The organism is Novipirellula aureliae, from assembly GCF_007860185.1.
GTDB classification, from domain to species: Bacteria; Planctomycetota; Planctomycetia; order Pirellulales; family Pirellulaceae; genus Novipirellula_A; species Novipirellula_A aureliae.
On the sequence record NZ_SJPY01000002.1, the window covers coordinates 391,923 to 403,674 of the forward strand.

The 11,752-nt window shown below is 51.5% G+C and carries 10 protein-coding genes; 7 read left to right on the forward strand and 3 right to left on the reverse strand.

Annotated features, from left to right (window positions below; translation table 11 throughout):
* Nucleotides 1-26: 26 nt before the first annotated feature.
* Nucleotides 27-2,468, forward strand: a complete 2,442-nt coding sequence (locus Q31b_RS07300; protein ID WP_146599025.1) for a type IA DNA topoisomerase — start codon at nt 27-29, stop codon at nt 2,466-2,468.
* Nucleotides 2,469-2,998: 530 nt separating this feature from the next.
* Here Q31b_RS07300 and Q31b_RS07305 read toward each other — a convergent pair.
* Nucleotides 2,999-3,805 carry a hypothetical protein gene (locus Q31b_RS07305; protein ID WP_146599026.1) on the reverse strand — a complete coding sequence of 269 codons (807 nt, stop codon included), beginning with the start codon at nt 3,803-3,805 and terminating at the stop codon, nt 2,999-3,001.
* Between the two features lie 241 nt (nt 3,806-4,046).
* Between Q31b_RS07305 and Q31b_RS07310 the strand changes: the two genes are divergently transcribed.
* A complete protein-coding gene (locus Q31b_RS07310) occupies nt 4,047-4,358 on the forward strand; it encodes a topoisomerase C-terminal repeat-containing protein (protein ID WP_146599027.1) in 312 nt (103 codons plus the stop codon).
* Here the strand turns inward: Q31b_RS07310 and Q31b_RS07315 are convergent.
* Nucleotides 4,300-5,382 carry a glycosyltransferase gene (locus tag Q31b_RS07315; RefSeq protein ID WP_197171108.1) on the reverse strand — a complete coding sequence of 361 codons (1,083 nt, stop codon included), beginning with the start codon at nt 5,380-5,382 and terminating at the stop codon, nt 4,300-4,302. The two genes, Q31b_RS07310 and Q31b_RS07315, sit on opposite strands and share 59 nt — an antisense overlap.
* Nucleotides 5,383-5,760: 378 nt before the next feature.
* Between Q31b_RS07315 and Q31b_RS07320 the strand changes: the two genes are divergently transcribed.
* Both Q31b_RS07320 and Q31b_RS07325 read left to right on the forward strand, forming a co-directional pair.
* Entirely contained in the window at nt 5,761-5,946 is a 186-nt protein-coding gene (locus Q31b_RS07320; protein ID WP_146599029.1) for a hypothetical protein, read from the forward strand.
* Between the two features lie 204 nt (nt 5,947-6,150).
* Nucleotides 6,151-7,602, forward strand: coding sequence for a hypothetical protein (locus Q31b_RS07325; protein WP_146599030.1), 1,452 nt, complete (start codon nt 6,151-6,153; stop codon nt 7,600-7,602).
* 15 nt (nt 7,603-7,617) lie between these two features.
* On the opposite strand, the gene Q31b_RS07330 is transcribed toward Q31b_RS07325, so the two are convergent.
* Nucleotides 7,618-9,288, reverse strand: coding sequence for a transposase (locus Q31b_RS07330; RefSeq protein WP_146599031.1), 1,671 nt, complete (start codon nt 9,286-9,288; stop codon nt 7,618-7,620).
* A gap of 653 nt (nt 9,289-9,941) precedes the next feature.
* Here Q31b_RS07330 and Q31b_RS07335 point away from each other — a divergent pair.
* From Q31b_RS07335 to Q31b_RS07345, 3 genes are all read left to right on the forward strand, one after another.
* A complete protein-coding gene (locus tag Q31b_RS07335; protein ID WP_146599032.1) occupies nt 9,942-10,307 on the forward strand; it encodes a DUF7674 family protein in 366 nt (121 codons plus the stop codon).
* Between the two features lie 160 nt (nt 10,308-10,467).
* On the forward strand, nt 10,468-10,953 hold the full coding sequence (locus Q31b_RS07340) for an SMI1/KNR4 family protein (RefSeq protein ID WP_146599033.1): 486 nt from the start codon (nt 10,468-10,470) through the stop codon (nt 10,951-10,953).
* A gap of 114 nt (nt 10,954-11,067) precedes the next feature.
* Nucleotides 11,068-11,541: a hypothetical protein gene (locus Q31b_RS07345; RefSeq protein WP_146599034.1), complete on the forward strand. Its 474-nt coding sequence runs from the start codon at nt 11,068-11,070 to the stop codon at nt 11,539-11,541.
* The last annotated feature ends 211 nt before the right edge of the window (nt 11,542-11,752 follow it).

Sequence of the window (11,752 nt, forward strand, 5' to 3'; positions counted from 1 at the left end):
GCAACACGTCGAAAGGTTCCACGAACATGAAGGTCGTCTTGGCTGAGAAACCGTCCGTTGCTCGTGACTTGGCATCTTTCCTAAAAGCAAATTCACGGCACGATGGTTACTTGCAAGGAGGCGGCTATCAAGTCACTTGGGCGTTTGGACATCTCGTCGAACTAAAGGAACCTGGCGATTACGATCCGTCGCTGAAACGTTGGACGCTCGAATCCTTGCCGTTCGTGCCGGCCGAATTTCAGTTGCGACTGCGAGGCGACGACGGGGCACGAAAACAATTTGCGGTGATTGAGCGTTTGTTCCAAGCCGCTGATTCGCTGATTTGCGCCACGGATGCTGGACGCGAAGGCGAATTGATTTTCCGCTATATCCTATCGCTTACCGGGTGTGAACAGAAACCTGCGGATCGATTATGGTTAAGTTCCTTGACGCCGCCTGCTATTGCAGCGGCGTTTCGTTCGATCCGTCCGCTTTCGGACTACAATAATCTGTACGCCGCCGCCAAATGCCGCAGCGAAGCGGATTGGATCGTCGGGCTAAACGCCACCCGAAACTATACCGTTCGCTATCGATCGGTCCACACCGAACCCAAAACCGACGAGTCCAACAGCGATAAATCCCCGCGTCGCCACTCCGGTTTATTGTGGAGCCTAGGCCGCGTGCAAACGCCCGTATTGGCAATGATCGTTCGCCGTGATGACGAGATCCGCACGTTTCGCAGCGAGCCCTTTTGGGAACTACTGACCGAGTATCGAGACGTACAATTTCGCTTCACTGGCGATCGGTTCGGTGATGAATGGGAAGCAAAGAAACGATTAGAAGCGGTCAAGCCCTATCCGCTAAATGTCACCAAGGTGACAGGCCGCAGCGAAAAATCGCCGCCGCCACAATTATACGATTTGACCGAACTGCAACGAGACATGAACCGTCGGTTTGGACTTTCGGCTGCCGATACGCTCGCGGCGGCTCAATCGCTTTACGAAGGAAAATGGATCACTTACCCGAGAACCGATTCTCGCTACCTCAGCAAAGACATGCGCAAGGACGTTCCAAAGATTCTGGAGCAACTAAGGCCACGGAAGTCATCCGAAATCGCTCGTCTCGACTTAAAATCGCTACCATTCTCGTCGCGAATCATCAACGATGCCAAGATCACTGACCATCATGCGATCATTCCGACAGGATCCAACCCCGGCAGCCTGAGCGATCGCCAGCGTAAAGTCTATGACGCCATCGCCATTCGGTTTATCGCAGCGTTTTATCCGGCATGTGAAAAACAGATCACAACGGTCGATGCATCGGCAAGCAAAACCAATTTCCGAGCTCGAGGTGTGCGAGTCGTTGTCGCTGGTTGGACTCAGTTGTATCCAAGAAAAGGAAAAGCAAACGGTAACAGGGCAAAGGCTGGTGCGCCGGACGAATCACAATCGCTACCCGATTTCAAACAGGGTGAATCAGGACCCCATCAACCATTCATCAAATCAGGCCAAACGTCAGCTCCTAAGCATTTTACCGAAAACACGCTCCTCGGTGCGATGGACACGGCTGGAAAACTTGTCGACGAAGCAGAACTTCGCGAAGCACTCAAAGAAAAAGGACTTGGCACCCCCGCGACACGGGCGGCAACGATCGAGACGCTGTTGCATCGTAACTACATCGTGCGGTCTGTGAAAAACATCATCGCTACCGATTTGGGACGATACTTAATCGCAATCGTAAAGGACCGCAACTTGACCAGCCCTGAGTTGACGGGCGAATGGGAAGCGAAACTCAAAAGAATCGAAACAGGTGGTTTGTCGGCAAACGTCTTTATGAGCGAGATCGCTGACTACGCTCGCGATTTGGTCCGCAGCGACGACCTGCAAATTGACATGAGCATTTACGGTCATTGTCCACTTTGTGGTGAAAAGATCATCAAGGGAAACAAGGCTCTTGGTTGTTCGGATTGGCGCAATGGTTGCAAGTTTGTATTGCCACCTGTCTACCGTGACGAACCATTGTCAATGAACTCGCTACGTGAACTTTTGCAATGGGGAGTGATGAGCGAACCGATCGCGATTGCAGGCGAATCGCCTATCTTATTGGGCATGTCCGCTTCGGGCGTGATCGTTGAAATCCCTGTCCCTCGAGGCGACGAGCAGAACGTGAGTGGCAAGTCCGCAAGCAAGGGTGCGGGCAAGCCGTCATCGGCAACACAAAACCAAAACAGCGATTCGATTGGCAAGTGCCCGTTGTGTCAAAGTCCAGTCGTTGAGACCCCCAAGGCGTACAGTTGCAGTCGCTGGCGTGAGGGCTGTCCTTTAACGATATGGAAGACGATGTCGGGACGCAAAATTTCAGTCACCAATGCGAAAAAACTGTTGCAAAGCGGGAAGTCGCCAGTGATCAAAGGATTCAAATCGAACGCGGGTAAGAAGTTTGATGCCAGATTGAAATTGGTCGATGGCAAGGTGAGTTTTGATTTCTAGCTTTGTGATCCGTAGCCTCCAGCGTTCGCAGTGCTGCGAGTGGACGCGACTTGGCAGCCTACCGAAGTCGATCGGGCGAGAGCGAGGCGAAAGGAATTTGTATCGTTGCAACTAGCCCGGATGATTCATTAGCCGTTTTGGCGATAGCGGCCTGCTGATTTAATCGGTTTGACTCGACTTATTGTTTAACGACAAGCCATAGGCGACCGCTTACGGAAAAGCTGACGCCTTCGGCTAAGCGTTAAACGATTAAATCGACAGCCCGCTAACGCCAAAACGGCTAATACGCAGACTGTTTTTCGAGCAATGAACGTAAACGCTTGAAGGCGTAGACGTTAGCAAAACAATTTGCAAGCCCATGAATCATCCGGGCTAGAGCTAAAACCAAAGATCAAGTTTACCCCCTGCGACGCGATCCCTAGGCGACACGCCGATGGCTATCGAACTCGAAGCGAACCGTTTAGCAACGAGGTAGTCTTGGGTCAGGCCCAATACTGTTCGGCACCATAGATGCTCAGAACCAAAGATACTCAGAGCAGTTCCGAATAACGCAGCGGCCGGCCGGTCATCCACGCAGCATGGCGTGAGAACTCAGACGAAACCAAGCGGACGACGCGACAGCAATTCGCCAAGCCGAAGAAGTCGACGAGCATGTCGTCGACTCCCGTATGGCGTATGGCATTTTCGTTCCAAACCGTCCCTGCGTTGACTTTGACCGAGAATCCCAAGTCGGTCAGACGCGAGCCCCAATCGTCACGCCCCTTCTGATTGTCTGCGGCCAAGAACACCTTCCGAGTCCCATGAATAGCCGCGCATTTCCCTAGGTTTTCGATCGCTTCGGCTGCTATCACTTCCTCGCCGCGAGCGTACGACACTTCCGACACCATATCGGTTGCACGAACGTGAAAGCCGATCATCGTTTGATCAATTCCGATGTCGTCGATGCGTTCTCGGATCGCAGGGGATCGGGGCTGCAGTCGCCACATCTGACGCCAGCCATAGCGTTTCAGGCCGGTACCTACGTGACAAAGATGCTCAACGCACAAAGTCTTTTCAGGGAAAGGCAGCGGTGTCTCGATCAGTTCGATCCCATCGAGCTGGATCAAATCACACAACTTGTGCTTGAATATAACCCACCGATGGTCTTCCAGATCGCCTTCGAAATCATTGTAGTAGATCCGCCGCACACGATGATAGCGAGCGAGGAATAGGGCCAAAGAGATTCCACGCAGCCGATCCCCGAAACCCGAACTCCCAATTTCATGCAGGGCGATTCCCTGCAATCCCAACCGCGGGACTAGCCAGTTTGCCTCACGGATGATCTTCTTGATTGACATAGCTAAGGTTCTGACAAGAGGTGCGGGGACGCGTTGTCTTGTCCTAAGGCAGGATAGGAAGTCTAACGTTTTACTGCATCGCCAATGGCTGGCCAACTCTGTTGTTTTCGAGTGTCAGGTATGGTCCATAAGCTTTGGCAATGGAAGGTGACGATCGATGCCCCCTTGTTCCCCATTCACGGGTGCAGACAAATCGCAAAGAGCCTTGTAGGTGCTACCAATATGACATATCAAGCCCAAAATGACGAGCAAAGCATACCGTTGTAGTCGCTGGCGTGAGGCCTATCCTTTCACGATAGGGAAGACGATATCGGGGCATAAAACATCAGCCACCCATGCGAAGATACGACTGTGTAGCGGCAAAACGCCTGTGATCAAAGGATTCAAATCCAAAGCCGGAAAGAGCTTTGATGCCAGACTTAAACTAGTCGATTGCAAAGCCTGCTTCGATTTCGGAGTGGCGTTCGAGTCACCCTCACGTTTGCAGTGGATCCTTAGGCTGTCCTTCGCATCTCGGTTCCGCTCGCTTGATGGCAAGCCGGAGAGGATGTAGCTTCCCTTTTCTCCGTAATTGGCAACGAGGGGCGTGCGAATTCTAAATCCACGAATGACGTGAACGGCTTTTTCTTGAAGCGTTCGACTAAATAATGGTGAAGCATGATAGCTATGGAATCGATACGCAATCGGAGAGGCAAACCGGTTCGTGAGCACATGTGGATATAGCGTCTCAATTCGCTGTAGGTGGGGCGTTCCAGCGTTCGAAACTCTCTCGGTAGCAGATTGCCGAGCAAACCGATCTCATAACCGGACTTTTCAACATAGTAGCTGATCAGACGATTTACTTCGATCGCATGTTTCAATTTTGTTAGCGTGTCAATCTTTTGTTTCGCATAGCCATTATTTTGATGGATGCGATATTCGACTAGCGGTTCACCGAGGTGATACTTATGCGCACCCAGGATAGAAGATCCGTACACCAACACATCGTCGGCCCGGATCCGCCAAGCATCCTCATCTTGATAGGGTAAAACTCGATTGACTAGTTTTGATCGCATGGACAGACATGATGTCGGGTTACCAACCCAGCGCCGATCAAAGATCGTGCTAAGGGCAGTAAAACCGTAGTCCCGACTTGGCTGTGGAGACGAGTTTCCTGGAAGTGTCTCGCCAAACTCTTCATAGCCTACGCTTAGGAAATCGATCGTTCGATTCTTGGAAAACAGCGTACTGGCCATCCAATTCAGCCGAGAATTATAGCGATCGTCAGCATCGAGAAAAAAAATCAGATCGCCTCGACTTTCCTGTACACCACGATGGAAAGCCGATAACTGACCCCCATTCTCCTTCTCAATAATCATGACGTTGTCATGGGAAGAAAACCGTTGCCTTAAACGACGAACGGAATCATCGATCGATCCATCATCGACGACAATGATTTCATCAAATGCTAGCTCTTGCTCGATTGCCGATTCAACCGCCTCGCAAACGTAGTCGGCGTAATTGTAGTTGTTGACGAGACAACTCGTGCTTTGTGGTTCTTTTCCGCTAGAGATCTTGCTCGTCGACTGTGGATGCACTGAATCGGGAGCGAACAGACTTTGCGACGGGGTATGATCATAATTAGAAATGGTTGCACCTATGGATCCGAGGTCCAGACGTCAGGGACATGTTCATGCGATGGAAGCCTTGTAGCAACAAATCAGGAATGACTCAAGACAAATTGACTCACCCGTTGGTGTGGGGTGCATGACCGGGTTCGTGGCGAATTGCTATGGCAATGAATGTGCCTTGGACTTACGATCCAGAGGCTTAGCTGGGAAAGCTAAGCATTTTGTAGGAGACGAATCAAACGCAAGACAGGTAATGACGCGAGATTCTCCTAATCGAGTAACCATCAATAGAAACCGGATCCCATCCCGGCATAACAGCATCGTATTATGGTGGGGATTTTGCTAATGATCCTTCCGCACGGGCTTTTGGGCCACATCAGCAATGCCACCATCTCCAGCGGGACTGGCAAAACGTTCCTGGCGGTAAGCTGGATCGAAGCCTATGAACTCAGCGATCCTGAGCGACAATCCCCAACATCATCTGACGAAGGGGGGGCACAACGGTTGACATGGCATTGGATGATTGCGTAATAGCCGAGCTGTGAAATGTAGATTGTGGTACAGACTTGGGAAGGCGACTCGAGGCAGGCTTGAATGCTTTTTTGGATATATCGAAAGCTATCTAAACACTATCCGCTTTGGCTCTGTGTTGCTTGAGTCTTCAAATCGGCCGGAGAATGTCCCCGCCGGAGACGGTTTCGCATCACGCACAAAATGATCAACGAGGAGTTCTAAATGAACGTTGTTTTTACTTTTTTAGTCGATTGGACACACCATTTAGCGACGGAGCTCGAGCTTCTACACAAGCATATCGAGCAAGGGGATTCCGTTGCCATTTTGACATGTTTGAACGATGTTCCGTCGTGTATCACGCAACCATCTGCTTCGCTTGCTGGTTGCAGGCGGTGTATCGAATTGCGTCAAAAAGCGATCGGCCTTCTTCCCGAATCCGTCCGAATGAACAGCCTCAGCGAGTTCCTCACTCCGGAAGACTATCAGGAGGAAGGCTTGATTGACCCATCGTTTAAAGACATTGAGCATGCGAAACACTTTCGAGTAGATGATTGGGATTGTGGCTATGCAGCGGTTTCAACGACAATCCACAACTTCCGTGATCACAATCTTTCCACACCGGAGTCTCAAAACGCATACCGTGGACTGGTCATATCCGGTTTTCGAGCCCATCGAGCGATGAGCCATTATTTAAGCAGCCATAAAGATGTCGATCGTGTCTATCTCTTCAATGGGCGATTCGCGATGGCCCGAGGGATCATGCGAGCTTGTCAACGCCAAGGGGTTGATGCATATATGCACGAACGTGGCGCGAACAATACAAAATACCAACTGTTCAAGAACCATTTGCCTCATGATCGTCCTCCCTTTTTGGAAAGCCTAAACGATGCATGGCATTCTGCGGATCCCGAAGTACGCGAGACGGAGGGTGCAACTTTCTTTACCAACCGACGAATGGGGATCGAAGATGGATGGACATCATTCACCAAAAAACAGCGCACAGGATTTCTCCCCGAATCCTGGGATCCAGCTCAACGTAATTTGGTGATCTTCAATTCTTCGGAAGACGAGTTCATTGGAATTGGAGAGGAATGGAAAAATCCTATTTACCCGTCCCAAGGAATTGCCATTCAGCAGATTGCTAACGATCTTCAAAACACAGGCATGAAGATCTACGTTCGCATGCACCCCAATCTTTCGGGCGTCAATAATAGTGACACCGATCTGATTAAACTTCTGGACGGAAAAGGAGTTGAAATCATCCTTCCTGAAAGCCGCATCTCTACCTACGATTTGATCGGGCATGCTGAGAAAGTGCTCTCGTTTGGATCGACGGTTGGGGTCGAGGCAAATTACTGGGGCACGCCTTCGGTGTTGGCGGGCATGAGTTTCTATCGCGAACTCGGTGCGACCTATAACGCCCAGAGCCACCAAGATGTGCTGGAATTATTACAGGCAAAACTTTCTCCGAAACACCGGCTTGGTGCCCTCCAATATGGATATTACTTGCGGACTTTCGGAATTCCATTTGAGTATTACAAAGCAAATTCGTTTCATAGCGGTTGTTATCAAGGCCAACAATTCCCACCGTCAACTCGCCGGACGAAAAGAAGCCAGAGGATTATCAATACTGGACGCAGTCTGTTTCGAAACTATTTTCGAAAGGCCGGTTAGATATACCGGTAGTAATCAAGGGGTGGGCGGGGTATGCCCGCCAAGTTTTTTTTGTTTTTTTCGAGGGCTGGATCGTCGCTGATCGGGAAGTTCAATGTTGAAGGTTTTCGCTAAGTCCAACGCGGATTCGTAGAGCGGTAGTTTGCGATACGCGGACCACAGATCCAGAACATTGCCCTGACAACCGCAACTCGATTCGAAACAGCGAAACACTTCTCGCTTGAAATTGACTGAGAACGGTTTGCCTCGACCCACGCTCGGATCATGAAGCGGACACTTGCCTCGATGCTGGCCTGCGCCCACTCGAAATGAATAACCCATTTTCGTCAACACGTCGGCCATGCTGATCCGACTACGAAGCTCCGCGAAATCGATCAGCGGACGGGCGGCAGTTGGTGCAACTTCCGCTTGCACCGTGCCCGCAGATGGATCATCATGAACGATATCATCCGAATGAGAAACGGGTTCCATCGAAGCAGGGGTGTTGGTGACTACTTTTCCAGTCTCTTCGGAGCCGGATACGTCCTTGTGGCCCGACACCTCTGTTTCTGCTTTCCCTTTGATCCTGTCGGCTTGCTGAGCGGCTTGACGGGCAGCGCGACGCCTGGCTTCGTACTCGGGATCGAAGTCCGTGTCGGTGGTCCACACGCCGTAGACTTGCCGCAGCAGTTTTGTCATGCAGTAGCCCCAAGCACACATCGCCGTGTCGCCCGCTTCGAGTCGACGTAGGTACAACGCACGTACTTCCGGGTTGCCACCGTTGGCGGCCGAAGCACATTTGGCGCACTGCCACAACAGACCCCGAACCAGATCGTTGCCTTGTTTGCACATAACTTTCTTACCTGGCGGGATCGGACGACCGAACTTATCAACACCGCTTTGCAGCTCTCGTGGGAAGATGCCGTAGTATCCGACGAGCTTACGATCGGTTTCGAAACGGTCGATCGAGATCGCTGTAGCGACGATTGCTGCGGCGGTTTGGTCGCCAATCCCTTTAATCGTGGCAATGCGTTGGTGTGGGCCTTTGGGCAACGCATTGAATGCTTTGACGAGCAACTGTTTTCGACGTTTCTCTTCGCTAAGGGAGTGCTGCAGTTCACCGACAAGATCTTGGATCAACTCTTCATCGAGTTCACTGGATTGTTTAGAAACAGTGCGTTTTGCAGCATTTTGAATCTCCAACGCCTTCTCTGGCAGAAGATAGGGGATCTTCGTCAGGCTGCTCAGCCGGGCAGCAGCGATTCGTTTGGCGGTGGGATATTTCATAAGCATCATCAGCACCCAATCGGCGGCGATGTTGGGAGCGAGCGTGGCTAGTTCGGTGAAGACGCAGGTCAAGGCTTCGTGCAGCGCATTGGTTAGCCGCGTGGTCTGCTTGACTTGTGCTTGCAATCTGGAAGCGATTCGCTTGAGAGTGGTAAATTCGGGCGGTGTGCCGTAGGACGCTTGGGGCTGTTCGACAACCGCGTAGCGTGCCATGGCATAGCTTTCGGTCTTGTCGGTTTGGTTCTTGGGCGCGACGACGCTATGGTAGTCCTTATTCACTTTAGGTTGGCCGACCGAGACGGTCATGGGCAGTTGATCAAGGGATCGCACAAAGGCTTCGATGTTGTCGGCGTACTGGCCAGCAGCATCGATGCGAAGGTGCAGGTGTGCGTTGGGGAATCGTTGGTGCAGTTTTTCCAAGATGATTTGAGTTTGTCATAGTCGGCAGCTTTTTCCATGACGGTTATGGCAGGGGCAGCCCGCTGTTTATCATCTCGTAGAAAGCTGACATGATGACCGTAGCGACCTGTGTCGATGCCAATTCCAAGATGCTGCACCTTGGGATCAGGCTTGGTGCTGGTGGAACTTGGCTTGGTAGCACGTCTGGCGCTACGACGCCAATTTGAGTTTTGATTTTTAAGGGATTGCATGGTGCTCATGGAATTCGCCTTTTGCAAGGAAAGAGTAGTCGACGATTCGATGTGCTGCGCGACGTAAGTTCCTCCGCTTGGCCCTGGAATGTCGAGGGCCACTTACCCGCTTCAGGGATGAGCCTTGTGATCAGGGTGGTCAGAGCCACAAGATATACCTATCGATCTTAGGAAGTGGGTTCGGAGGTGTCCAATCTAACCGCAGGTAGTCAGAGCAACAACGCGTAAAAGGGACTCGCCTCACGACACCGAATCCTGCCAAGCGGCGATCATGGCCACCGAGCAGAAAAAACATCAAACGCCCAGTCTCCACCTGGAACGCACGACACATTTTAGTTTACCAAAAGCCTCTATCTGGCTATACTGGAAATCGCTTACTTTCAACCATACAACGCGTAACGTTCCACCACCACGCATATCGCAATGACGTTTCGTACTTCATTCCTTGATTGGTCGCTTGAGCAATTCCCGGAATTGACGGTCGACTTTGATCGGGAATCCGCGAAGACTCGTCTGCACTTTGCATTTTTGGCGTTTCGAAAACACACGCAAGCGGCAATCGACAATCATGATCGCGAACGTGTACTTGAGCTATTTGAAATGGCAGACCGCGTTTTGAGATGCGCTTACCCCGAAATGCGATCACTTTTTCATGTCGTGTACGTCGAAGACCTGCACTTCAATGACGAACGAACGCAGCGATCTTGGGCGGCTGAACTACTTACGCCCGTCCTCAAAGGCGAGCGTTCGCGGTCGATTCCAGGCTTACCCACTAGCTCAACTTCATGACAACCCATTTCCGAGGTTACACGATTGGCTGGGCTTTGACTAAAGTGGGTGGAACCATCCGATCAACCGCAGTCGGCCACGACCGTTTACACTGTGGTCAGCGTTAATCTGGCCGACGCGGTTATCGCAAACGTTACCCGACTCAAATGTGCTGCCTCCAATGACAAACTGGCCCGACTTGCTAACGCGGCATCACGCGGCCGCTCAGGCTGATTCTGGCTACGAACCCATCTTTGGCGATCCGGCATCACCAGAGAGCATCGCCGATGTCGAATCCAAGATTGGGCTGCCATTGCCAGCCGAACTCAAGGATCTCTATCTACGCGTAGATGGGTACGGGCTACAGATGGAACCGGAAAGCATGATTTCACCGTGGTTCATTGTGCCCACCTCTGAAATATCTGATTTCGTGTCTGCCCATCGCGGCACGTTCGCCGATACGCACAGAAGCTTGTCTGATCGGTTCATTCCATTTATCGACTGGGCAAATGGCGATTCGATGGGTTACATCTACGATCGCGACGGCAATCTAATCGACGGGCTTCACATGTTCATGCATGAACTCTATCGTTATGATCCGGAACAAGAACCGGATGAGTTCATCCGCTCGTTTGAGGGTTCACTCGCTGATTTCCTGGAGCCGTAGGAATGCGGGTAACCATGCCGTGCACCGGAGCGGCGTCATCGCGTTTTCTGATGGTTTACTTTTCACTCGCCGCCCGGTGACGGCGGACGTTCCCCGGCAGTTCGCACTATGACAATGCATCGCAACGTATTTCGATTTGCAATCGCGCTTGCTTTACTCGCTGTCATTGGCTGTGGCAAGAGTCCGATTGCGGCCACGTTGGACTCCCGTACCAAAACTGCGTTTGGGATTGACGAATGGATTATTCTCGATGACTACGATCGCGGCCTTTCCCTTGAGGCCGTCACTGGCGATCACGTGACCACGATTCTAACTTTTGGAAAGGGGCAGATTGTCCGTGCGGTATACTTGCAACATGACACACTATCTGATCGTCTGATTTTCAAAATCGACGCTTCAGATAACGGCTACTACGGTGCTGATCTCGATGGCGTAATACACCCGAATCCGCTTTCAATACATAAACATCCGAAGATGAAGGGCGACGGTTGGGTTTTGGCCTCCGGAAAAGCAGGCTCAGAATCTGTTGACTTGGTGCTGCGATTTGCCGAAAACAGTCGAGCGAAACTTAGCCTTGCGAGCGAATGATCGGGGAACCAAGCCGTGAACCGGAGCGGCGAAGCCCGGCCGATTTGAAATGGAAAACCCTTCGTCGCCGCCCGGTTACGGCAGACGTTATTGGACGCGGCGCTGTCATTGCTCGGACGAATGTTGCTCGGTCGATACGGATACTCGAAACTCACTGGTAAATCGATCGCGATTCAATGGATTGATTGACATTGGCTCCGCTAGACCTGAC

Bases quoted from the DNA above. Each gene is read 5' to 3' on its own strand.
- Q31b_RS07300 (WP_146599025.1), top strand. From the start codon at position 27: ATGAAGGTCGTCTTGGCTGAGAAACCGTCCGTTGCTCGTGACTTGGCA.
- Q31b_RS07305 (WP_146599026.1), bottom strand. From the start codon at position 3,805: ATGTCAATCAAGAAGATCATCCGTGAGGCAAACTGGCTAGTCCCGCGG.
- Q31b_RS07310 (WP_146599027.1), top strand. From the start codon at position 4,047: ATGACGAGCAAAGCATACCGTTGTAGTCGCTGGCGTGAGGCCTATCCT.
- Q31b_RS07320 (WP_146599029.1), top strand. From the start codon at position 5,761: ATGATCCTTCCGCACGGGCTTTTGGGCCACATCAGCAATGCCACCATC.
- Q31b_RS07325 (WP_146599030.1), top strand. From the start codon at position 6,151: ATGAACGTTGTTTTTACTTTTTTAGTCGATTGGACACACCATTTAGCG.
- Q31b_RS07335 (WP_146599032.1), top strand. From the start codon at position 9,942: ATGACGTTTCGTACTTCATTCCTTGATTGGTCGCTTGAGCAATTCCCG.
- Q31b_RS07340 (WP_146599033.1), top strand. From the start codon at position 10,468: ATGACAAACTGGCCCGACTTGCTAACGCGGCATCACGCGGCCGCTCAG.
- Q31b_RS07345 (WP_146599034.1), top strand. From the start codon at position 11,068: ATGCATCGCAACGTATTTCGATTTGCAATCGCGCTTGCTTTACTCGCT.